Source organism: Lysobacter rhizosphaerae (genome assembly GCF_054779795.1).
Map to the genome: position 1 here is coordinate 353978 of NZ_BAAGXO010000007.1, position 23464 is coordinate 377441.

Annotated in this window: 15 protein-coding genes; 8 read left to right on the forward strand and 7 right to left on the reverse strand. The window is 66.1% G+C overall.

Features of this window, described 5'->3' with window-relative positions:
• The first annotated feature begins 23 nt into the window (after positions 1-23).
• A complete protein-coding gene (locus ACYVGE_RS10770; protein ID WP_460729749.1) occupies positions 24-473 on the forward strand; it encodes an SRPBCC family protein in 450 nt (149 codons plus the stop codon).
• 168 nt (positions 474-641) lie between these two features.
• Positions 642-1829 (forward strand): 2-methylaconitate cis-trans isomerase PrpF, encoded by a 1188-nt coding sequence (gene prpF, locus ACYVGE_RS10775; protein WP_460729751.1) that lies wholly within the window; start codon positions 642-644, stop codon positions 1827-1829.
• A 28-nt stretch (positions 1830-1857) separates the two neighbouring features.
• On the opposite strand, the gene ACYVGE_RS10780 is transcribed toward prpF, so the two are convergent.
• From ACYVGE_RS10780 to ACYVGE_RS10805, 6 genes are all read right to left on the reverse strand, one after another.
• Positions 1858-2382 carry a hypothetical protein gene (locus ACYVGE_RS10780; protein ID WP_460729753.1) on the reverse strand — a complete coding sequence of 175 codons (525 nt, stop codon included), beginning with the start codon at positions 2380-2382 and terminating at the stop codon, positions 1858-1860.
• A 36-nt stretch (positions 2383-2418) separates the two neighbouring features.
• Positions 2419-2880: an EF-hand domain-containing protein gene (locus ACYVGE_RS10785; protein ID WP_460729755.1), complete on the reverse strand. Its 462-nt coding sequence runs from the start codon at positions 2878-2880 to the stop codon at positions 2419-2421.
• Between the two features lie 5 nt (positions 2881-2885).
• Complete coding sequence (locus ACYVGE_RS10790) at positions 2886-4088, reverse strand: TIGR03032 family protein (RefSeq protein ID WP_460729757.1); 1203 nt, start codon at positions 4086-4088, stop codon at positions 2886-2888.
• A gap of 112 nt (positions 4089-4200) precedes the next feature.
• A complete protein-coding gene (locus ACYVGE_RS10795) occupies positions 4201-10509 on the reverse strand; it encodes an autotransporter outer membrane beta-barrel domain-containing protein (RefSeq protein WP_460729759.1) in 6309 nt (2102 codons plus the stop codon).
• A gap of 106 nt (positions 10510-10615) precedes the next feature.
• A complete protein-coding gene (locus tag ACYVGE_RS10800; RefSeq protein ID WP_460729761.1) occupies positions 10616-12160 on the reverse strand; it encodes a M4 family metallopeptidase in 1545 nt (514 codons plus the stop codon).
• 498 nt (positions 12161-12658) lie between these two features.
• Complete coding sequence (locus tag ACYVGE_RS10805; protein WP_460729763.1) at positions 12659-15097, reverse strand: winged helix-turn-helix domain-containing protein; 2439 nt, start codon at positions 15095-15097, stop codon at positions 12659-12661.
• A gap of 248 nt (positions 15098-15345) precedes the next feature.
• Here ACYVGE_RS10805 and ACYVGE_RS10810 point away from each other — a divergent pair, with 248 nt between their 5' ends.
• The 3 genes from ACYVGE_RS10810 (at position 15346) to ACYVGE_RS10820 (ending at position 18595) form a co-directional block, all read left to right on the forward strand.
• Positions 15346-15579: a hypothetical protein gene (locus ACYVGE_RS10810; RefSeq protein WP_460729765.1), complete on the forward strand. Its 234-nt coding sequence runs from the start codon at positions 15346-15348 to the stop codon at positions 15577-15579.
• A gap of 34 nt (positions 15580-15613) precedes the next feature.
• Positions 15614-15886 carry a DUF4242 domain-containing protein gene (locus ACYVGE_RS10815; protein ID WP_457096318.1) on the forward strand — a complete coding sequence of 91 codons (273 nt, stop codon included), beginning with the start codon at positions 15614-15616 and terminating at the stop codon, positions 15884-15886.
• A 96-nt stretch (positions 15887-15982) separates the two neighbouring features.
• Positions 15983-18595 (forward strand): ATP-binding protein, encoded by a 2613-nt coding sequence (locus tag ACYVGE_RS10820; RefSeq protein ID WP_460729767.1) that lies wholly within the window; start codon positions 15983-15985, stop codon positions 18593-18595.
• 9 nt (positions 18596-18604) lie between these two features.
• Here ACYVGE_RS10820 and ACYVGE_RS10825 read toward each other — a convergent pair whose 3' ends face one another.
• Complete coding sequence (locus ACYVGE_RS10825; RefSeq protein WP_460729769.1) at positions 18605-20017, reverse strand: alpha/beta hydrolase; 1413 nt, start codon at positions 20015-20017, stop codon at positions 18605-18607.
• 302 nt (positions 20018-20319) lie between these two features.
• Here ACYVGE_RS10825 and ACYVGE_RS10830 point away from each other — a divergent pair, with 302 nt between their 5' ends.
• From ACYVGE_RS10830 to ACYVGE_RS10840, 3 genes are all read left to right on the forward strand, one after another.
• Complete coding sequence (locus tag ACYVGE_RS10830) at positions 20320-20817, forward strand: hypothetical protein (protein WP_460729771.1); 498 nt, start codon at positions 20320-20322, stop codon at positions 20815-20817.
• Positions 20818-21277: 460 nt separating this feature from the next.
• Positions 21278-22522 carry a beta-ketoacyl-[acyl-carrier-protein] synthase family protein gene (locus ACYVGE_RS10835; protein ID WP_460729773.1) on the forward strand — a complete coding sequence of 415 codons (1245 nt, stop codon included), beginning with the start codon at positions 21278-21280 and terminating at the stop codon, positions 22520-22522.
• A gap of 28 nt (positions 22523-22550) precedes the next feature.
• Positions 22551-23462: a crotonase/enoyl-CoA hydratase family protein gene (locus ACYVGE_RS10840; RefSeq protein ID WP_460729775.1), complete on the forward strand. Its 912-nt coding sequence runs from the start codon at positions 22551-22553 to the stop codon at positions 23460-23462.
• Positions 23463-23464 lie beyond the last annotated feature (2 nt).

A 23464-nucleotide genomic window follows, 5' to 3' on the forward strand; every position in this document is an offset into this window, starting at 1 on the left:
CCACCCGCAAAGGAGCTTGCACCATGCCCGGAACCGTCACCCTGCACCGCGTAGTGAAGGCCCCCGCCGACCGCGTCTATCGCGCGTTCCTCGATGCCGATGCGATGGCGAAGTGGCTGCCGCCGCACGGATTCACCGGCAAGGTCCATGAGATGGACGCGCGCGTGGGCGGCGGCTATCGCATGTCGTTCACCAACTTCGGCACCGGCAGCAGCCATTCGTTCGGCGGCACCTACCTGGAACTCGTGCCGGGCGAGAAGCTCCGCTACAACGACCGCTTCGACAATCCGGGCCTGCCCGGCGAGATGGAAGTGACGGTGACGCTCAAGCCGGTGCTCTGCGGCACCGAACTGCACATCGTCCAGCAGGGCATCCCCGACGCGATCCCGGTCGAGTTCTGCTACCTGGGCTGGCAGGAATCGCTGGCCCTGCTCGCGCAGCTGGTCGAGCCGACGATCCCCGACAACGCCTGATATCACCGCCCTTCTCCCGCCTGCGGGGGAAGGTGCCCCGAAGGGGCGGATGGGGGTGCTCCTGCATTACGACCGCCTCCTACCCTCACCCCAACCCTCTCACCCTTGGACACCCTTCGGGCGCCGCAAGCGGGAGAGGGAGAACAGCACCAACACCGGAACGTAACCATGGCCCACGCACCGCAACTCCGCATCCCCGCCACCTACATGCGTGGCGGCACCAGCAAGGGCGTTTTCTTCCGCCTGCAGGACCTGCCCGAAGCCGCACGGCTCCCGGGCCCGGCGCGCGACGCGTTGCTGATGCGCGTGATCGGTTCGCCCGATCCTTACGGCAAGCACACCGACGGCATGGGCGGGGCGACGTCGAGCACCAGCAAGTGCGTGATCATCGCGAAATCCGACGTGGCCGATCACGACGTCGATTACCTGTATGGGCAGGTCTCCATCGACACCGCCTTCGTCGACTGGAGCGGCAACTGCGGCAACCTGTCGTCGGCGGTCGGCCCGTTCGCGATCGCCAACGGCCTGATCGATCCCGCGCGCGTGCCGCATGACGGCATCGCCACCGTGCGCATCTGGCAGGCCAACATCGGCAAGACCATCGTCGCGCATGTGCCGATGACGAATGGGCAGGTCCAGGAAACCGGCGATTTCGAACTCGATGGCGTGACGTTCCCGGCCGCGGAGATCCAACTGGAGTTCCTCGATCCCGCCGACGAGGGCGAAGGCGGCGGTGCGATGTTCCCGACCGGCAACCTGGTCGACGATCTCGAGGTCCCCGGCGTGGGCACGTTCAAGGCGACGCTGATCAACGCCGGCATCCCGACCATTTTCCTCAACGCCGCCGACCTCGGTTACGCCGGCACCGAGTTGCAGGGCGCGATCAACGACGACAAGGCCGCATTGGCCAAGTTCGAGGCGATCCGCGCGCACGGCGCGGTGCGCATGGGATTGATCGCGGATGTGACGCAGGCCGCCACGCGCCAGCACACACCGAAGGTCGCCTTCGTCGCACCGGCCCAGGATTACGTTTCCTCCAGCGGCAAGCACATCGCCGCGGGCGAGATCGACCTGCACGCGCGCGCGCTGTCGATGGGCAAGCTGCACCACGCGATGATGGGCACCGCCGCCGTCGCCATCGGCACGGCGGCCTCGATTCCCGGCACGCTGGTCAATCTGGCTGCAGGCGGCGGCGATCGTTCCGCGGTGCGCTTCGGCCATCCCTCCGGCGCCCTGCGCGTCGGCGCCGAAGCACGGCAAGTGAATGGTGAGTGGACCGTGACCAAGGCGGTGATGAGCCGCAGTGCACGCGTGCTGATGGAAGGCTGGGTGCGCGTCCCGGGCGATTCGTTCTAGACCCGGGCCGCGGCCTGCGCGACCCTGGTCAGGACGTGCCAGCCTGCGACGGCTGCGGCAACAAGCGCGCGTCCTTGAAGTAGGAAACCCGCAGCGGCAACCCCCTTCGCGAATAGCCGATGAAGGTCGAGTCCGCCGCCGGCTCATAGGCGCGCGCGTAGCGCGCCATGAGCTGCCGGTTCTCGAGTTCCAGCAGTATCCCGAGACTTTCGGGCTCGGCGAGCGACTCGTTGTACTCCTCCAGCAATTTGCGGGACTCGTTCAAGAACGGGACCGCCTGCTTCTGCCCGCGGAACTCCGGAGCGAAGAACTGGCGGTAGTAGTACAACGGTTGCCGCAGCCGCGGCAGGACGCGGATGACGGCCGTGCCGACGCCGCAAACCGCGCCGGACTTGTCACGGGCGATGCAGACGGCCTGGCGGGCACGCCGGACCGCCTGCTCCGGGTCGGGAATGGCCTGCGAGCGCCCCCACAGGTCGATCAACTCCGCGGAAAGTTCCGCGGTGACTTGCTTCCAGACCGGAACGGTCTCGAACGATATTTCGGTACTCAAGTGCGGCTCCTGGACAACATCGGTGCTGTGCATCTGCTACTTCTTCGCCGAGGCCTGCCCGGTGGCGAGTGTGCGTACCAGCGTTGCGTACTCGGCAAAACCGAGCTTCTTGTCGTGATCGGCATCGAAGGCGGCGAGCGATGGTGCCGCCTTGCCCTGGCTCCTGATCAGTTCGAGGTTTGCATACTCGCTGGCTTCGATCGCACCGCTGCGATTTGCGTCCAGCACGCCGAATTGTTCCCGAAGACGGACCTGCATCGCGACCAGGCGCTGCAATACGGCGAAGCCCGACTGGAATTCCTGGCGCGACAGCACCTGGTCCTTGTTGGCGTCGAGCGTGTCGAACAAACGCGGCGCCGCGGCCTGCGCTGTCGCCGCGGACGCAGCCCCTTCCGCGGCGTGGGCCGGCGTGGAGGTCCCGGTAAGCAAGAGGAGGCCCGCTACCGCAATCCCACACAACACCGTGCCCACCGCCACCGCGGTGACGAACCTGTCCATGATTCTCATGCGACTTCGGCCTCCACCGCATCCAGCGCCGATTCGAACGTGATGAGTTCGCGGATTTCCGCCGTGCGCAGGCCCACCATCATCGGGTTGCGCACGTTGGGCAGGAAGCTGATGTCGAAGATCTCGCTGATGTCGCCCTCGAAGCGGATCCAGTTCATCACGTCGCCGGTGGCCAGCGAAATGATCTGGACGCCGCACCACGGATCGGCGTCCCGCTTGCCGAGTTCTGCGTCGAGCTGCAGCCCCTCGAAGCGCTGGTTGCGCGGCTTGGACAGGCCAACCGCAGCGACGTTGCCGACGATCGACAGACCGCGCGCGAAGCCGGGCACGAAGACCAGCGGCACGAACTTCTTCGTTGCCAAGTCGACCCAGCCAAGGTGGCCGGTACCGGCGTTGAGCACCCACAGTTTTCCATTCGCCCAGCGCGGCGAATGCGGCATCGACAGGCCCTCGCACACGATCTCATTGGTGGTGACGTCGATCACGACACCGCCGTCGTGGCGACGATCGCGCCAGCCGTCGACGGTGTCGCTACGGCACACCGCGGTCACGTAGCGCGGTTCGCCATCGACCATCGCCAGGCCGTTGAGGTGGCAACGGTCCTCGGGTGCGAGCTTGCTGATGAAATCCGGTTTCCAGATCGCCTTGAAGCTGTGCGTCTGGCTGAGTTCGGCCAGGCACGAGTACTTGGTGTTGACGAACACCACCTTGCCGTTCTTGCGGATCCCCAGCTCGTGGATGTCGAGATCGCCGATGGTCTGCGCGTTGCGCGGCACGTAGCACTTGTCGAACTGCTGGCGGATCGTCTCGTTGGGACGCAGCACGTTCTCGAAGCGCCACAGCTGGTACAGGCCACCAAGATAGATGCGCTGCGCGTTGCCGACGATGCCCATCGCGCGCTCGAAGATGCGCTCGAAGAAGGACACGCGGCCCTGCTTGTCGCTTCCGACCAGGTACACGCGCCCGGTCTGGTAGGACGTGATCGCGAGCGAGATGCGGTTGCCGGCCAGCCATCCGGCCAGCCCGCGCGAGCAGCTCTTCTCTACCTTCAGCTGCGCCAGGTTCAGCGGCGGTCTGGCCGCGCGGGCCTGCGCTGCAGTGGCGGCCGGCTCAGCGCCTACCGTTTGCAGTTGCGCTTCTTCGCTTCCGTCCTTGATGTCGTTGTCCTGGACGCCCTCGGGCGGATGCTTGCTGACCACGTCTTGCCACTCCTCATGTCCGGCCAGACGACAGCGCCGGGCCTTGCCTGGAAATCACCGCACGCAGCGGTGTCGGGGGCCGGCAAACACTTCGCCGGCCCCCCTCGTTCACTTAAAAGCCGTAACGCAGCACGAGCTGCCCACCCACGACGCCCTGCTGCGCGCCGCCGTCGGTCCAACTCAGGCCACCGCTGACCGACAACCCGCCCTTGTGCGCGCCCATGCCAAGTTCGAGCATGGCGCTGGTGCCTTCGATGCGCGTCGAACCCGACAGACCGTCGTTGATCGAGTAGTCGTAATCGCCATCGAACTCGCGCACGACGTTGAGCGAGCCGTACGGAGTCATCGTGAAGCCGGAGGCCTGGAAGCTCTTGTCGAAAGCCACGCCCAACCGGCCACGCGAGGACGCCCCACCGTCACTGGTGAAGGTGGAGCCGGCGTCCTGCACCGGCCTGATGTCGTCGACGCGGGTGCGCGTGTACTGCAACTGAGGCACCACGTTGATGCCCGCCAGCGTCCAGGCGGTGAAGCCCGTCTCGACGTTGAATCCATCGGCCGTCGCCTTGGTCGTGACGGCTCCCGTCGCCGCACGCAGGCGTGCATCGACATCGATCCAGCGCTGCGACAGGTCGACGTAGAAGCCGTTGGAACCCAGCCACGTGCCATACAGACCGACGGTGCTGCCGTCGAAGCGGTCGCTGCCGGCGCCGCCGCCCACGCGCTGACTGCCATCCGACTTGCCGAGCAGCACGCCCAGGGCGATGTGCTCGGTCGGGCGGACATCCAGGCCCAGTTCCCAACCGTGGTTCGACTGGTGGAAACCGAAGGTGCCGCCGCTGCCGAAGTTGGAGCTGTGGCGAGCCTCCTCGTCGCCGCTGCTGGTGAACACGCGCATCCACGGCGCCACCACGGTGTCGCCCTTTTCCGGCACCACGCCCATGCGCTGGCGCCAGGTCCCGACCTGGGCATTGACCAGGCTCTGCGCACCCGGCGCCACGGCGGCGGCGAGCGAGCCCGTGCCGTTCAGGCCGGTCGCGTCCACGCGGAGCGCGTAGACATCGTCACGCGCGTTGGCGGAATCGATGCTGGAGCTCAGGCCGAAGCCCAGGGTCAGGAAGCCGCCCGTGTTGTAGCTGACATTGCCCAGTACGAAGTCGCCGGCCGCCGCGCTGCCGCTCACGTTCACCAGCGGGATATCGATGCTGGGCGCGTTCGGCACGTCCAGCAGGTTGACGTTGATCGTCTGCGTCATCGGCTCGATCACGCTGCCGTCGACATAGAGCCGGTCGCTGGCCTGGTTCAGCACGCTGACATCGAGGTTGAGGACACCGTCGCCGGCGAAGTCGCCGACGATGGTCAGCATGTCGTCGGGCACGCCATCGACGAAGCTGATCGTCCCGTTGTTGTAGACCGGGAAGGGATTGTCCATGTCGAGCACGTTGCTGCCCGAGACGCCGATCAGACCGAAGTTGTCGAACGTGTTGCCGTTGACGTAGCCACCCAGGCGGATCGCAGCGTTGTCCAGGAAGATCGTGCCGTTGTTGACGATGTGATCGTCACCGGCGCCGAAGTCGGAGTCGGTGTCGCCCAAAACATGCCAGGTGGCACCCGCGGCGTTGTCGAAGCTGTCGTCCAGGCCACCGGTGAGGATGGCGCCGGTGATCGAGCCGCCATTGGTGATGTTCGCGGTCGCCCCGCTGCCCGAAGCGATGGCGATCCGCATGCCATCACCGAGCGCGGCGATGGTGCCGGTGTTGGTCAGCGTGTTGTTGCCGTAGGAATCCATCGCGACTGCGGTGGCCGTCGCATCGGTGCCATAAGCAGCCGCCAGGATCGTGCCGGCGTTGTCGATCCGGATGCCGTCGCCGTTGCGGCCGGTAGCCTCCACGCCGGTCGCGGTTGCGGTCGTGCCGTCCGAGCGGGCGCGGATGTTGCGGGAGTTGGTGATCGTTGCCGCGAGGTAGCCGTTGTCGACGTCGCCGTAGGCACCCAGGATGCGCGCACCGTAGGCATTCGCGACGTCGCCATCGGCGGTGGCGACGATGTCGCCGTCGTTCTGCAATCCGGCCGATCCATAGAGGCTGTTGGCGAGGACACCGATCGCCAGGGCATCGTCAGCGTCGGTACTCGCTCTGATCTGGCCCGCGTTGGTGATGCCGGCGCTGAATGCACCGATCGCGACCGCGCCGTAGGCGTAGCCCACGCCGCCCTGCGCCGTCGCCGCCGCCGTGATCTGGTCGCTGTTGTCGATCAGCGACCTGCCGTCGTCCACCACAATGTTGGGGTTCGCATAGTCGCAGCCGTAGTAGTCGCAGTTGTAGGTAACTGTCTGGTGCAGCGAGAACGCGTAGCTGCCGACCGCGAAGGCATTGCCGCCGGTCGCTGAGGCGCCCGCCTGGATGTCGCCATCATTGGTGATGAGCGCGTCGTGGTCGGTGGCCACGAAGGCGCCGTACGCCGATGCGTAGCCGAAATCGGCGCTGGCGGCGGCCTCGATGGCGCCGACGTTGATCACCTCTCCACTGATTACCGCGGAGTTGTATCCGATGGAACTACCGAAGGCGGTGGCGATGCTGCCGATCGCTGCGCCCGTCCCGTCCGGCGTGACCACGGCATGGGAAACAATGCTGCCCGCGTTGTAGGTGACGGCATCGTCCATCCCGCGCTTGAAGATCTGGGTTCCGAACGAGACGGCACGCCCCGCGTACTGGTCGCCCGCCAGGCTGCCTACCGCAGCGGACGCCACGATGCTGGAACCGGCTTCATTGACGATGTGGCTGCTGTACTTGCCACGGGCGACCGCACCGTAAGCGGCGACGTTGCCGAACTGGGACTCCGCGATGACATTGATATCGCCTGCATTGACGATGCTCGCGTCGTACTTGGCGTAGACGTTGACGCCGGTCGCGCCGGCACCGCCCTGGGCCCAGCTGACGCTGTTCCCGGCAATCGCAATCGCATTGATGTCGCCATTGTTCTGCACCATCGCATCGCCCTGGAGGCTGGCGTTGAGATAGATGCCGGTCGCGCCGGCGGCGCCGTAGAAGCCGTAGGCGCCTTCCGAGTGCGCATTGGCGTGGCCGTAGGCGGTGATGGCGCCGTCGTTGACGAGGTCGACGCCGTACATGCCGCCCGCGTTGACGGCCGTGGCGAATGCACCACCGAAGAGTTCGGCATCGACGGTTGCTGTGATGTGCGCGCCGACGGCGTTGTGGATCGAGGTGTCCAGGCTATACGCCTCGACGCCGGTGGCGTAGCCGATGCCGCCCAGGATGGTGGTGCTCGCCCGGATATTGCCGTAGTTCTCGAGGATGGCCTCGCCGCCGCCGTACGGAACACTCATCAGCCGCACGCCGGTGGCGTCCGCGTAATCGACGGCCACACCGACGATGCCGCGCTCGGCGTCCGCGGTGGCGACGATGTCGCCGTGATTCACGATCTGCGAAGTGCCGGCCAGGCTGACCGCGTAGGCGCCGAGGGCCATGCCCACGCCGATGTCGGCATGGGCATAGCTGGCGATCAGATTGTCGTTCTCGATCGACGCGGAACCGTACATGCCCGACTGGGCGACGGCGCCCCATGCGGATGCATAGCCCTGACTGGTGACGGCCGCCGCGTGGATGTCGCCGGTATTGACGATCGACGTCTCGCCGTAGCCGTACGCGGCCAGCGCCTGCACGCCCAGCGCCTTGGCCTGGAGGAACCCGTAGGTGCCGAAGATGTCCTCCGTCGCCAGGGCCGTGGCGGAGATCGAGCCGCGGTTGTCCACCATGGAGTCGTAGTACATCGCGAAGTTGTAGACGCCGATGGCTACGGCCTCTGCTTCTCCGTAAGGCGCAATAGTGCCTTCAGCGAAGGCAGTGATGCTGCCGTCGTTGGTTGTGACCGCATCCCCGAGGTACAGGGCGGCATTGAGGACGCCCAGCACATCGGCGCTGGCGCCGCTGGCATCGGCGACGATCGTCCCCGTGTTGGTGGTGTAGGAGCTGAAGATGAGGCCCAGCGAATAGCTGCCCATCGCCGTGGCTGTGCCGCCATCCGCGTCGGCGACCGCCAGGATGTCCGCGGCGTTGTCGACGGACGAACCGAGATAGCCGAGCGAGTCGATGCCCCTGGCCATGGCGGTACCGCCGTCGGCGGTAGCGCTGGCCGTGAGTGCGTCGTAGTTGGAGACAGACGTGTACATGCCGTAGGCGCGTGCGCCGCGGGCAATGGCCGTGCCGCCAGCGCCGGCGGTGGCCGTGGCACTGCTGCTGGCGTCATTGAAGATGCTTGCGACATTCGCATACACGTACGCGCCCGTGGCGTACGCGCGACCGCCAGCACCGGCTGCCGCCTCGGCGCTGAGGTCGCCGCCGTTGATCAGCAGGCCGATGCCCGAATAGGTGCCGTTGACGACGGCTGCATACGCCTGCGCGTCACCGTTCCCGGTGGTGGCCAGGGCGGAAATGCCGCCGTAGTTGCTCAGCGTCGCCGCATCCCAGCCGGAGGCCAGGGCACCGACGGCGAGTGCGTTGCCGTCCAGGGTGCCGGCAGTGGCGTCGATGATGCCGTCGGCATCGTTGGTCAGATAGGAGAGGTGATCCGAGGAACTGATCGCGCCATAGGCCGTGACGTTGGCCGTGTTGGCGATGGCGCTGGCGTCGATGAAACCCGTGTTGTTGACGGATGCCGCGTCGTAGCCCGCGGCGCGGACGCCTGAGGCGTGACCCATGTTGTAGGTGTCGCTGCCGGTGACGACCACGGCAGCGCTGATGTCGCCCTGGTTGGTCACTGCGGCATAACCGCCGTTGTCGCTGCTGGCGTAAACACCCATGGCGATGGCGGCACCGTCGACGACGGTCGCGTGCGCACTGATGTCGTCGCTGTTCACGACGCTGGCGCCGTACTTGCTGCGGCCGCTGATGCCGGTTGCGTAGGCGATGCCGGACGCGTCGATGTCGGCCGTGCTGATCACGCTGCCGGCGTTGTCGATCGTGCTGGTTCTGCCGCTGTAGTAGCCACCCGTGGAGAGGCCGGTCGACAAGGCCCGGCCACCATGGCCCGAGGCATGCGCTTCGACGTCCCCGTCGTTGGTGATGGTCGAGTCGCCGTAGCCGATGCTGAGGTATGTCGCCTTGACGCCGATGGCCTGGGCGACGCCGTCGTCAGCGTCGTTGCGGGCAACGGCATCCACATGGCCGTGATTCGCGGCTACCGCGCTGCCGTCGCGATTGGCGGCGATGATGCCGGCGGCGTAGCTGTAGCTGGAATCCGCGAAGCCGGCATGGGCGTAGCTTGAGATCGTGCCGTCGTTCTCGAGCGTGGATGTGCCGCCCGGATTCAGCGACATCGTGTAGGCACCCCAGGCCACGGCATTGCCGTCATGTCCTTCGACGCTGGCCAAGGCGGAGATGTCGCCGGAGTTGTGCAGCAGCACGTCGTCGTACCCCGCAACGGCGCCATAAGCGGGATAGATGGCCGTGGCCCTCGCACCGGCGGCCCAGGCCCACTGGAAATCGCCGCTGCCATCGGTGGTGGCGCTCGCGGAGATCGACGCGCTGTTGTCCACCGTCGATGCATGGAAGCCCGAGGCGATGTTGTAGATACCGAACGCGAGCGCCCAGTCCTCGCCACCGGCGGCGACATCGATGCTGCCTGCGTTGTTGGTCCTGGCGTCCCCGTAATAGGACAGGCTGACGATGCCTCGGGCATATGAGTAGCCAAAGTCGGGATCATTGCTGGCGTGGGCAGTGATCGCGCTGGTGTTGGCTACTTCGACGTCGCCGTAGAAAGAGCTCGCGCGGATGCCGAACGCATGATTGCCGGGCGTGTACGGGCTACCGGCACCCGACGAATCGACATTGAGGTCGCCACTGTTGACGACGGTGACGTCGTCGTAGAAGTCGTGCTCGCGGATGCCGTATTGCCAGTCGGAGCCGCTGACATTGATGGCATTGCTGTTGTCGATCGAGAGGAGCTCGGCCGCGCTCGCGGCGCCAATGCCGCCGCCGCTGCCACCGCCGATCACCGAAACATCGTCGACCGCGCCGGCCTCCCAGATTGCGATGCTCGCGGCAGCCTCCTCGTCGAGGCTGCCCGGGTGGGGGCGCGAGACATCGCCGGCCCAACCGGCGGCCCCCACCGCCGGAATGACGCTGGCAGGAATCTCGCCTTCGCCCCGCACCCGGGTCAGATCGACCGGCGACAACAAGGCTGCATCCGGACCGACCTGGACGAAACCGCCGTCGCAAACGTAGCCGTTGCCCACAACCTCCGCGAAGCTGCAGGGACGGGCCGCCAACGCCGGCGCGGACAACACCAGCATCGTGGCCGACACGGCCAGGGCCGCGCGGATGGCGCGCGTAACGGGGGCGACCGCAGGGGTCGTGCGAGCGCGCGGCTTGCGCGCACCGGTGTGGTGCTGGCTGGATCCAGTCATTGCTTCCCCTGGGCTGAGCGTTTGAGTTCTTGTTGTGTGCCGGACATGTGCAAGCGCCACGGGGTGCCCAGTCTTCCGGGCACCCCGAAGCTCCCCCTGTCAGGGATCAGTTGACGCTGACGGCGGACCAGGCGGTCGCAACCGCGCTCGCTTCGGCCGAAGCGGCGCCGTACAGGTCGTTCGCAGCGTTGATCGTGGCCGTGCGCGCACCGGGGTAGTCGGTGCTGGAAGTGAAGTACACGGTCAGTGCGCGGTACCAGATCTTCTCGGCCTTGGCGCGGCCGATACCCGCGAATGTCGATGCGTTGCAGGTCGGTGCCGGCGTGTGGTTCACACCGCTGTAGATCTTGGCGCCGGTGCCTTCGGCCAACAGGTAGAAGAACAGGTTGGCGATGCCCGAGGAGTAGTGCACGTCCAGATTGCCGATGCCGTTGTAGTAGCAGTTGGGCGAGGCGTGGTCGGCGGACGGATTGAACATGTAGCGCAGCGCACGCTGGTTGGGACTGCCGGGCACGTTGGCTGCGAAGACTTCCTCGCCGATCAGATAGTCCGGGGTGTCCTGGGGATTGCCGGCATAGAACTCGACCATCGTGCCCATGATGTCCGAGTTCGCCTCGTTCAGGCCGCCGGATTCACCGGAGTAAATGAGGCCCGCGGTGCGGGCAGTGACGCCGTGGCTCATCTCGTGGCCGGCGATGTCGAGCGCTACGAGCGGGCCGATGTTGGCGCCGTCGCCGTCGCCATAGGTCATGCAGAAGCAGCCGTCGGACCAATAGGCGTTGCTGTAGGAAAAGCCGTAGTGCACACGGTTGTAAGCACCCTTGCCATCGTTGCCGATGCCGTTACGGCCGTGCGTGTTCTTGTAGTAGTCCCAAGTGACGTTCGAGCCGTACTGCGCATCGGTGGCGGCGGTGGCCACGTCGGAGACGGCGTGGTTCCCCCAGACGTTGTCGGCATCCTTGTAGACCTGGCCAGAGGTGCGGCTGTTGGAGGCGTCGATGGTGCGGGTGCCGCCGCGCGTCGGGTCGCGCATCTCGTAGCCGCCGAAGATGGAGTTGGTGGTCATCGGGACAGCGCCCGAGTACAGGGTCCTGGCCGTCCCGTTGGCGACAGCGGTCTCGCGGTTGCTCCAGCGATCCAGCACCCGGCCGCCGTGCGCATCGACGATATAGGTCATGTCCGCCCGCTCGTTATGCAGGTGGATCTGCCAGGCCAGCCGGGGCGCGCCACCGCGGGCGTAGACCACCAGCGTGCTCTCCGGAACGCCCGCGAAATCGGAGCCGAACTCCACGCCGGCGGCGACGACCGCAGCGTTCGAGTCGAAGCTGGGCCGGACCGACAGGGACAGCGGCGCGCCCTGGGTCATGGAAATTCCCCTGTACTGGCCGTTGCGCGAGTGCATGACCAGGTCGCCGCCGATCACCTTCAGTCCCGCGTAGGTGCGGTCGAAGCGGACGTGCTCGGTCCCGTCCCTGTCGACGGTCACATCCCGCACGACATATTGGTCATTGACGGAAGACCTGACCGCGGGCGCGTGGCTGCGCAGCAGGTCGAAGGCGCGCCCGGTGGGCGATGGCTTGGCCGCCGCCAGCGCGGTACCCACGGCAATGGCGAGTACAGCTGCTGCATACGGCTTGGTATTCAGATGCATGAAGGCTCCCCGGAGTCGAATTCCGATGCAGTGCAGTGGCGCTGCATCACGGCGTCCCGTCTGTGCGGAATCGCAAGTGGATCAACGTTCCGCCCCAGCCCGTCAGCCCCACAAGAGGGGAAAGCGGCAAGGTCATGGAAAGGAAATGGAACGGAGATGCCCCGGTCAGACCGGGTCGGGAGCGCTCACGCGTGGGTGATGCCGGGCTGGTTCAAAACCTCGGTGAGGGGCCCGGCCTTGCCCAGGCAGATACGGGATCAAGTTGACGCCTGATGTCGCCGTACGCCGGCGTACTCATTCACGGGGTTCGGGCTTTCGCCCGACCAGGGATGGACCTGTCGTTGTGGCCTTACTGGGTTGAAGCAGATCCCTCGCCGCGCTCGGATATCGGGACGTAACGGGATGTTCGACGCCGCCGTACGGCGGCGTACTCAGCCTTTACTCAATCTCTGCGGATCGATCCGGCGTCGCGCCGGCGATGCCCCTTCAAACCTCAAGTCACAGCACTGGCTCAACCGCAACATCACGATCGCCGCCAAGCGTGTTCGCGCGTTCGAGCGCCGCGGCAGCCACTTGCTGGTCTCCCAGCGCCCTATAGAGCGCCAGCATCGCCCAGGCGACGCGATAGTCCGTCTCCGCGTACTTCTCCAGCCTTCCCATGATGGCCGACGCAGCGTCGTACTGCCGCGCATCGAGCAGGACACCCACCTGCACGACACCCGTCTGTATCTCTGCTTCGGGGGACACTCCGGCCACGCCCGCGGCCCGCTCCACATGCTCGAGAGCGGTCGCCCCATGGCCTTCGCTTCGCGCAATAAGTGCGCGCGCCAGCTCGAGGGCCACTGCGTGATAACGGGCATCCTGCTCGCCAACCGACGCGTCGCCGGCCAGCCACGATTTCGCCAATGGCAGATCGCCAACGCGCAACGCGACCTGGACGGCCGCCAACATCAATCCATCGCCGGCACCCGTCGAGGACGGACCATTCCCGGCAAGCTTCCTCGCCTCGGCCAACTCGCCTCGTGCCAGGTGCAGGCGCAGCAACAACTCGAGGAGAGCGGGATCGGTGTCGCGCACGCCACGCGATCGGAGGCGGGCCAGCGTGTCGCCGGCGTCGCGCATCCGCCCTTGCGCCATCTGGATCCTGGCCGTCCTCACCAGGACTTCGACCACCAGGCGGTTGTCTTCCAGCTTGGGCAGAAGCAGCTGCGCGCGGCGAATGGTGTCCCCGGCATCGGTGGGCCGACCCAGTGCCAGCAGCAACTGCGCCTTTTCGCTCAATGAATTCACGAGATAGTCGTTGACCCGGAACCGCTCGAACGTCTCGATCGAACGGTCGAATTCGCTCAGGGCCTGCGCATAGTTCCCGCGCAGGATCTCGGCCAGGCCGATGTTGTGCCCAATCACCCCCAATAAGACGAGATCTCCGGAGCGCTGGATCCAGACACGGGACTGGCCCAGGTACTTCATGCCGCCGTCGACGTCGCCGTGCTGGGCGCGGATGATGCCCAGCCCTTGATAGACCAGCCCGGTCAGGCGCGAATTGATGCGATCGGAGGGCAACGACTGCAGCAGCGCCAACGCCTGGTTAAAGCGGAGCTCAGCGGCGCCCAGGTTGTTGCGGGCACGTTCGGCTCCGGCCAATCCTTGCAGCGCGCCGATCTTCGTGGGCGTGTCAGCGTCCGCCGCCTGATCCAGAGCCTGCCGGAACAAGGTCGCCGACGCGTCGACGTGCCCGGCGCGAAATTCGAGCTTGGCCTCGCGATAGAGAAAGCGGGGATCGCGGCGTTCGGCCGGCAACGAGGTCCTGAGAAGACGGGTCGCTTCCTGCAGCCGGCCCGCCAGGATTTCCGCGTCGAGCCGCTGCAGGCGCTCGGCCAAGGGGCCTGGCGGCGGCCCCGTTTCGCCCTGTCCGCCCAGTCGCCGCAGCCATGCGTCGGCCGCGTTGGCGACGGCCACCAGCGCCGTATTGCCTCGCGCCTGTAGCTGTTGTTCCTGGCCGTCCTCGAATACGCGCAGCACGACCAGCCAGCCGCTGCCCTCCCGCTGCATTGCCGGCACGACAATCCAGCGCGCGCCACTGAGAGAGCGCAGTTCCTTGTGAGCGGCCGCGGGCGCATCGCCTTCGATCGCCACGCTCAGACGCATGGCCTGTTCGCTGGGAAGCACATTGACGCCGCTGGCGCGCAGGCGTGCTGCCATGTAGTCCATGGCGCCCAATCGGGCCCACGCATTCTCGGAGTCCATCGGAACGACGGCGACCGGCATGACCAGCACCGCGTCATCCGCCGCCTGCGTCGGACTTTCGCCTCTGTGACGCGAATAGACAAGGAAGCCAAGGCCGACCGCTACGACGAGTGCGATCAGTAGCGGCAGGCCAACGCGCAGCAGGTGGCGTCGTTTTCCGGACGCCGGAGAACGGTCCATCGCCTCCTCGACATCCGCCCCGATCGTCTCCGGTGGCCCGACCTCCAGGCTCTCATCGACATCGAGCGTGTCGGCATCCGTGTCGGTTTCGCCGTCGGCTTCGACGTATTGCGCCGAAACAGAAGGCAGCACCGCAACGGCACCGTAGCCGCCAGCGTCAGCCGTTGCGGCCACGTCGGCATGCGACGGGATCGCCACTTCCCTGATCGGAGCAACCCAGCGATAACCGAATCGCGGCAGCGTCCGGATCATTACCTGCTGGTTGCCGGTGTCGTCCAGCGCCTTTCGCGCGCGCAACATCGTTTGGGCCACGACTGTGTCGCTGGCATCGACTCGCCCCCAGACCGCCGCAATCAGTTCGTCGCGCCCCACTGCACGATCGCGATGCTCGATCAGATAGACCAGGCACTCCAACGCCCTGGGACGCAGAGCAACCAACTCCCCGTTCCGCAGGAGTTCCCGAGATGCCGGATTAAGCTCGAATTCGCCAAACAGATACCTGGGGCGCATACGCTCGTCGCTGATCGCCTATACATGGCAGTACTCGAAGTACTTCATCCTCAGCTTACAACGAAGACCACGGCGCCCCGCCATTCCACGACAACTTCCGTGCCAGCGGGTTCCGGGCACGGTCCACGAAAGATGGGGAAGCGCCACCCGCAATCTGGGGATCCTTCCCGATGTGGGAAAAAGCGCGGACACCTAGTCTGGCGTCGCAGTCCAGCACCGGGCTGCGAGATCCAGACGAGGAACCTGTCATGTCCCGCTACATGGTCGAACTCTTCTCCAGCGCCGGCCTGGTCACCACCCTGAACAGCCCGAGCGAACTCGCGGTCCTTGCCGCCGCAGCGATCCCGTTCTCCGCTCCGATCCGCCATGTCCATCGCGACCGCAACAGTGAATTCGGCGTCGGCTACGGCAACAGCTCCGGTTACGCCGCCGACCGCCACTACGTCTCCGAATGGTCGCCGCAGCGCTTCCGCTGCTGCTGAATTGCAGCCTGGACTCCCGCCCGAGGCGCCTGCCATGCCCCGATACCTGGTCGAGCGCAGCTTCCCCGACGGGCTTGCCATACCGGCGAACGCCGACGGCGCGCAGGCATGCGCGCAGATCGTCGGCGTCAACGGCAACAGCGGTGTCACCTGGCTGCATTCCTATGTCAGCGCCGACCGCCGCAAGACGTTCTGCATCTACGACGCAGTCGCACCCGAGGCGATACGGCTGGTAGCCCGCCGCAACGGCCTGCCGGTGACCAGCATCACCGAGGTATCGGTGCTGACGCCGTATTTCTATTACTGAATGCGGCCGGCGGCCAGCGCGGGGATGCCCTCGCCACTGCCGCCCTCCGTTCCCGTCATGAGCGGATAATCGCCGTGATCCTTCGGAGCCGGTGCATTGGAACTGATCGAACGAGGCCCCGCTTTGCAGCTGCTGCAGGGCGCATTCGACGTCGCCGGCCAGGGCGCCGGTCGTACCGCGCTGGTCTCTGGCGAGGCGGGCATCGGCAAGACGTCGCTGGTGACGCAGCTGGTGGCGGAACTGCGTGACAGCCGCGTGCTGTGGGGTGGCTGCGAGGCGCTGTTCTCGCCACGCCCACTCGGCCCGCTCTACGACATGGCCGACGCACTCGGCTCGAAACTGAAAGCGATGCTCGGCCTGGAAGGACGCCGCGTCGAACTGTTCACCTCGTTTCTCGCCAACCTGCAGGAATCGCACGAGACCACCGTCATCGTGCTCGAGGACCTGCATTGGGCCGACGCAGCCACGCTCGACCTCGTCAAGTTCCTGGGCCGGCGCATACAACGCGTGCGCGCGCTGCTGGTGCTGAGCTACCGCGATGACGAACTGGGCGAGCGCCATCCGCTGCAGATGGTCCTGGGCGACTTGCCAGCGGATGCGGTAGTACGCGTGCCACTGCTGCCGCTATCGGAAGCCGGCGTGGCCGAACTGGCGCGACGGGCCCGTCATTCCGCCGACGGCGTCTACGCCGCGACCGGCGGTAATCCGTTCTTCGTCACCGAGGCACTGCGCGCGGAAGGCATGCCGGCCACGGTGCGCGACGCGGTACTCGCGCGGGCCGCGCGGCAAACGCCGGCGGTGCGCGCGCTGCTGGACCTCGCGGCGATCGTGCCGGCGCGCATCGAAGCCGACCTTGTCGACGCGATCCTCGCACCGGACCGGGCGGACATTACCGCCGCCCTCGCTTCGGGCCTGCTGACGGCCGACGGCCGTTCCTATGCGTTCCGGCATGAGCTGGCCCGCTTCGCGATCGAACAGGCCTTGCCTGCACCGCTGGCAGCGACACTGCACGGAAAAATGCTGGCGTGCCTGGAGCAGCGCGAGCCGGCGGTCGCAACATCGCGCCTGGTTCATCACGCATCCGGTGCCGGCGACTCGAGCGCCGTACTCAAGTACGCACTCCACGCCGGCGACGAGGCGGCGTCGCATGGCGCGCACCGCGAGGCGGCCTCGCTCTACGCGACCGCGCTCGCCCATGCCGATGCATTGGCGCCAGCGGAGCGCGCCGGGCTGTTCGAACGTCTCTCGTACCAGTGCTACCTCATCGACCAGAACGACAAAGCGATCGCCGCACGTGCGGCGGCGCTGCCGATCTGGCGCGAACTCGGCGACCTGCAACACGAAGGGCTCACGCTGCGCTGGCTTTCGCGCCTGCACTGGTTCGGCGGGCACAAGCAGGAAGCCGAGGAATACGCCAGCCAGGCCGTGGAGCTGCTGCAGGACCTGCCCGATGACGAGGCGTATGCCTGGGCCCTGAGCAATCGCTCGCAGCTGTACATGCTGTCCGGGCACACGGACGAGTCCGTGGAATGGGGCATGCGTGCGATCGACCTAGCCACGCGCACCGGCAGCCACGAAGTCCTGGCGCATGCGCTGAATAACGTCGGCACGGCGCGCTATTCCGCCGGTCTGTCCGACGGCAGGCCCATGATCGAACGCAGCCTGGAGATCTCGCTCGCCCACGACTACGAGGAGCACGTCGCGCGCTGCTACGCCAACTTCGTGAGCACCGCGATCAAGAACCGCGACTATGCGGAAGCCCGGCTGCAGATTGCCGCGGCGACACGCTACTTCACCGCGCGCGACCTGGATTCGTGGTCGAACTACATCGAAGTCTGGCAGGCGCGAATGGATTTCGAGCAGGGCCAGTGGGACGCCGCCGCAACGACGGCGATACGGCTGGCCAACAGCCATGGCGTCGCACCGGTCACGCGCATGTGCGCCTTGTCGGTGCTGGTGCGTCTGCGGCTGCGACGCGGCGACCCGGGGGTGAAGGAGTTGATGGAAGAGCTGAAGACGCTGGCCAGCGCGTCCGGCGAATTGCAGCGACTGGCACCCGTGGCCGCGGCCCTGGCCGAGGATGCCTGCCTGCGCGACGCCGCCGATTCGGTGGATCCGCTGGTGCTCCAGGCCTACACGATGGCGGAACAGCGACAGGACCCACGCTCACGCGGCGAGCTGCGCTACTGGTGCCAGAAGCTCGGGCTGGCCGACGCCGGCCCGGAGGGCACGGAGGCGCCGTATGCCTTGCAACTCTCGGGGCAATGGCGGGAAGCGGCGCAGGCCTGGGACCGGCTCGGCTGCCCCTACGAGCGCGCCCTGGCCCTGCTCGATGGCGACGAGGCCGCCATGCGCGAGGCATTGGCCATATTCGAATCGCTTGGCGCGACGGCAACCGTGCGGCGGTGCCGTGAACACCTGCGCTGCGCCGGTGTGCGCGGGGTCGCGCGCGGACCACGGGCAACGACCTCGGCCAATCCGGCGGGACTGACCTCACGCGAGGTCGAGATCCTCGCGTTGCTGACGGACGGCCTGAGCAACGCGCAGATCGCGGGCAAGCTCGTGCGCTCGGAGAAGACAGTCGATCACCACATCTCGGCGATCCTGCGCAAACTGGATGCGCGATCGCGTGGCGAAGCCGTTTCGATCGCCAGTCGCCTCGGCGTCGGCATCACCGGCGGAGATGAAGTCGGGCGTGCACCACCATGAAGTCGGCAGCTACCGCGTCACGTCATGCAGATTCGCCGAGATGCGCGCCGCCATGTACCCGTAGAACGGGTTGTAGCTGAGCCGGGTGAGGCTGTCCTCCGACACCACCAGCGCATTGCGCTCGCCGCGCACGGCGACCGCGCCCAGCTGCACGATCCTGCGCCCCGAAGGACGATTGCCGTAAAGGGGATCGTCGGCCGGGAACGGCAGCGCGATATGCGACAACGAATACACATCGGACGGATAGTCCAGCCCCGTGGCCTGTACCTGCACCGCATTCGTGCCGGCCCGTCGCGAGCGCGCCACCACCGACGCATCGTTGTCCGAAGCCGCACCGACCAGGGTAAGCGTGTAGGATCGTGGCGGGCCCAGCAGCGCGTTGCGCGGCCAGTCGGTCGCAGCCATGCGCAACATTGGGCCAATGACCCGGTTGCGGTTGACATCGAACAGCACCAGTTCGCTTCCGTTGGCGCCCAACTTGTCGAACAGCTGCGTCATCACGCCGTGGGCGTCGACGGTGTCGTCGACCACCGACTGGAACGCCAGGATCGGCGGCACTTCGCCCATGCGCTGCTGCTTCGCCACCGCCTCGATGGCCGCGTGCAGGTCATTGGTCACCAGGTACGATTCGCGCGCCGCGCGCACCGGGAACGAGTTGTACTTGAAGGGGTTGTACTCCGGCAGCAAGTCCAACCACGCGGCCTTGGCGTAGCGAGGGAACAAGGCGGGCCATCCCGCCACGCCTGCGTAGCGCGCGAACCCGTTGACCTCGATCATCGGCGACAGCAACACGATGCGGTCGACGTCGCGCGGCTCGCCGCGTTCGATGCGCCGCATCACGTGCAGCAGCGACAATGCACCGCCGTTCGAGTATCCGACCAGGTGCACCGGCGCGTGGCCACCTGCGCGGCGGCGGGCTTCGGCCATCGCCATCTCGACCGCCGCCTCCCATTGCTTGCGGCCTTCGTGCGTGAGCCCCGCGGGCACGGTGCCGTGGCCGGGCATGCGTGGCGCGAGCGCGACGAATCCCTGCTGCCGATACAACTCGGCCAGGCTGCGCATGCTGTACGGGGAATCGGTGAGTCCATGCAACAGCACGACCACGCCACGGACGGGGCCCGCGGGTTCGAGCACGAAAGAGCGGTTCCAATCCCGGCCGAACGCCACGGGTGAAGTCCGGCTGGGATCGTAATAGCGGTTCAACGGCGTGCGGTCGCCCGGCTCCATCTCGCGCTGCAGGCGACGATGAAGCTGATCGAACAGGGTGTTCTCTGCCGCGACATAGGCCTGCCAGTCGCCATGGGCAATGGTTTGCGCGCCCGGTTCGGCCGGCACGAAGGTGTGCCATGGACGCAGCGCGGGACCCTGGGTCGATTGATAGGCGCGAATGCCCACCACCAGCAGCACGGCCAGAATTGCCACCGCGGCGCCCTTGCGCGCCAACCTGCCGATGCCGATAGCGATTCGTCGCAGCCAACGCCGCGGCAGGGACGTTCCAGCAGTGTGAGCAGAACGTGACGCCCTGCCCTGGCCTTCGGGAGTCGTCGCCATGCGCCTGTCTCCTGCCGCGATTCGCGCCATGGTTGCACATGAGGGCCGGGGAACTCGACGCCAGACAGGCGCGGCGGGCCGATGAAGGGCGGTCGCTCCCCGGGTGGCCGCAGGCTCCCGGGAGCGACGTTGGCCTAAGCGACGGGCCTCCGTCGACGTGGTTGGAGAACCCCATGCAGCAGCGAACATTGGCGGTCGCAGTGTTGTGTGCCGTGATGGCAACTGCATTCGCGCAGCCGGCGGTCACCGAAGGCGGCAAGCAGCAGGAGACCGCGGTCGATGCCGCGACCGAGGCCGCCGAACCGAGCGCCACGCTGGAAGTCGAATCGGAGAAGACCCGCATGCTCATGGGCGGCACCTCCGGCAAGGGCGTACTGCATTTCCAGGGCACCGATTACCCGTTCACCTATAAGAGCGCCAGTGCGGGCGTGGGCGCCAAACTGGTGAACAAAGTGACGGCGAGCGGCAAGGTCTATTCCCTGAGCCGAGTGGAAGACTTCGCGGGCAAATACACCAGCCTCACCAAAACCGCGATGGCCGGGTCGAGCGAAGTGACGGCGAGCTACAAGAACGACAAGGGCGTGACCATGGTCCTTCAGGGCAAGGCCGAAGGCGTTGGACTGAGCTACGGCGGCGGCATGGTGACGGTGACGCTCGAACCCGCCAAGTGATGTCGCCCGCGGCGGCGATCGACCACCGTCATCGAAGTCATTTGCCAGTTTGGGTAGCCGCATGCGTTCTGCACGGTCGAAACGTCCCGGCGAAATCCTTGTTAAATGGCGAACCCCCTGTTCCTTGGGGAAGGCGCATCCAGCGCTACTCGTCTTGCGACTATGCCGTTGCAACTCGCAGTCCGTTGCGTCGGTAGGGGCATGCCGCCACGCGGTGAAGAGATGAGACGCGTCATGGTTTCCGACTGAGGGGCTTGAGGTGGCAGCGTGGGTCGGCACCGGACGAGGACACTTCCCGCCCACCCCGTCGCATCCGGGGCGGGGCCCACGGAAAGAGGGACAGGCAGTTGCCAAATGCTGAAGATGACGCCTACTGTGAAGTCTGACCATTGAGGGCCGGGCTCGGATCGGGGCAGAGCTGGGACCGCACTACTGCGTAGGCTCCACAGGGGGTCTGACCGTGCCGAAGCGACGCGTTGCGATAACAGGGATGGGCGTCTTGTCCCCTCTGGGCCTTTCCGTGCCCGAGCTGACCGCTGCTCTGCGGACAGGCAGGTCCGGCATCAGGTTGCTGGACGTGCCGAAACTTCCGGGAGCTTATCCCGCCGGCGTTGTCGACGGCACCTTCTCCGACCGCTTTACCAGGCTTGAGCAGCCGTTTCTCGATCGATGCCACGAGATGGCGATAGTCGCAGCGCGCCAAGCTATCGAGGATGCCGGACTGGAGTCGTTTGCGGCGCATGGACCGCGCTCAGGCTTGTACTACGGCAATGTCAACGGCGGCGCCGTCTCGGTGCAGAACTGGTGCGAAGACGTGCTGGTGCATGGCAAACACAAGTCCCGCCCGTTCACGGCCATGTCGATCATGTCGAACAGCGGCGCGGCGCAGGTCGCCATACGGCACAAGATCCTCGGTCCCGTAGTGACCCATGCGAGTGCCTGTGCATCCTCGGGCGTCGCCATCGGCGAGGCGATGCGCGCGATCGCAGATGGCTATCTCGATGTCGCCGTCGTCGGCGGAGCGGAGGCTCCCCTTACCGCGGCGCTGATCGGCGTGTTCGATGGAACCAGAGCTCTGTCCAAGGCGGACCAGGGCGATCCTTCGCGAACCTGCAAGCCGTTTTCGCGCGATCGCTCCGGGCTGGTCCTCGGAGAGGGCGCGGCTTTCCTGGTGCTCGAGGCGGAAGAAAGCGCGGAGCGGCGCGGTGCTTCGAAACACTATGGTTATGTCCGAGGGTATGGCGTCTCGTGCGATGCGCACCACATCGGCATGCCAGAGAGCCAGGGGCAGGTCCAATGCCTCGTCCAGGCTCTGGAGAATGCAGGAGTCAATGCTGGTGACGTTCAATACGTAAATGCCCATGCAACCGCCACGGATGGCGGCGACATGATCGAGGCAGCGGCGATCCGAACCGTATTCGGCGACTCCGAAGGTTCGGCCGCTGTCAGCTCGACCAAGTCGGTACACGGCCACCTTCTCGGCGCTACCAGCGCGCTGGAGTGTCTGATCACCGTTGTAGCCATCAACGAATCCCTGCTGCCGGCAAGCGGCAACATCGGCATCGCGGATGAGCGCTGTAGCCTGAACCATGTAGGAGAACATCCGCGCGCGAATAGCCAGATCGATGTGGCAGTGAGCTTCTCTTGCGGGTTTGGCGGAACCAACGCTGCACTGGTGCTGGGCAGCCGGCGCAGCCTCCTGTAACTCCACGCCTATCTCACGAGGAATTCCCATGAGCGCTTCGCCGTCATACCCCGATGCTTCATCCGTTCTCGCTCTACCGCATCCCCGTTTCAGCCGGCGCGTCGTAACCGAACTGCGCAGGATGGCATCAGAAACGTTGTGGGTCAGATTCGACCCGGACTCCGCAACGGGATTGCAGAACTTCACGTCGTCGCTGGTCGATGAGTTCCAGCACGTTTTGGATTCGCTTTATCCGGTCGGCGCCAAGGCGCCGGTGGCAAATGCACCGCGCTATACGGTCTTGCAGTCGTCGCACCCGGAGTACTTCAGCGTCGGCGGCGACCTGCGCTTCTTCCGGACGTGCATCGAGGCCCGCGATGCGAAGCGTTTGCATGACTACTCCATGAAGTGCCTCAACCTGATGTATGCCTGGGCAACCAAGCTGAAGGGGCACAACACTTCAATCGCCCTCGTGCAGGGACGCGCATTGGGTGGCGGCTTCGAGATGGTGTTGAGCACCGACTATGTGATTGCAGAGCAGCGCAGCTCGTTCGGCTTCCCCGAAATCATGTTCGGGTTGTTCCCCTGCACCGGAGCCATGGGGCTGCTGGCAAGCAGGGTGGGTGCAAGGCAGGCCGAAAGAATGATGACCAACAAGAAGATCTATTCGGCCGCTGAATTGCATGCGATGGGGTTGATCGACGAGCTCTGCGACGACGGCGACGGCGAGAGGGCCGTCGAGCGGTATATCGACGAGCACACGCGCCGGCAAAAGGCCCTATTCAAGGTGCAGCAGAGCCGCTACCGGCACACGGCCCTGGATTACAAGGAAGGCCGCACCGTGGTGGACGACTGGGTCGAGACGGCCATGAGCCTGAGCGCGGAAGAAATCCGGACGCTGGAAATGCTCATGCTCATGCAAAAGAACGAGCCCGCCTCGAACCGGCAGCTGGCCGCCTGAGC

What these genes read in the sequence shown, in the direction of transcription:
- ACYVGE_RS10770 (WP_460729749.1), top strand. Translation starts at nt 24, where the DNA reads ATGCCCGGAACCGTCACCCTGCACCGCGTAGTGAAGGCCCCCGCCGAC.
- ACYVGE_RS10800 (WP_460729761.1), bottom strand. Translation starts at nt 12,160, where the DNA reads ATGCATCTGAATACCAAGCCGTATGCAGCAGCTGTACTCGCCATTGCC.
- ACYVGE_RS10830 (WP_460729771.1), top strand. Translation starts at nt 20,320, where the DNA reads ATGCAGCAGCGAACATTGGCGGTCGCAGTGTTGTGTGCCGTGATGGCA.
- ACYVGE_RS10840 (WP_460729775.1), top strand. Translation starts at nt 22,551, where the DNA reads ATGAGCGCTTCGCCGTCATACCCCGATGCTTCATCCGTTCTCGCTCTA.
- ACYVGE_RS10785 (WP_460729755.1), bottom strand. Translation starts at nt 2,880, where the DNA reads ATGGACAGGTTCGTCACCGCGGTGGCGGTGGGCACGGTGTTGTGTGGG.
- ACYVGE_RS10815 (WP_457096318.1), top strand. Translation starts at nt 15,614, where the DNA reads ATGCCCCGATACCTGGTCGAGCGCAGCTTCCCCGACGGGCTTGCCATA.
- ACYVGE_RS10795 (WP_460729759.1), bottom strand. Translation starts at nt 10,509, where the DNA reads ATGACTGGATCCAGCCAGCACCACACCGGTGCGCGCAAGCCGCGCGCT.
- ACYVGE_RS10805 (WP_460729763.1), bottom strand. Translation starts at nt 15,097, where the DNA reads ATGCGCCCCAGGTATCTGTTTGGCGAATTCGAGCTTAATCCGGCATCT.
- ACYVGE_RS10810 (WP_460729765.1), top strand. Translation starts at nt 15,346, where the DNA reads ATGTCCCGCTACATGGTCGAACTCTTCTCCAGCGCCGGCCTGGTCACC.
- prpF (WP_460729751.1), top strand. Translation starts at nt 642, where the DNA reads ATGGCCCACGCACCGCAACTCCGCATCCCCGCCACCTACATGCGTGGC.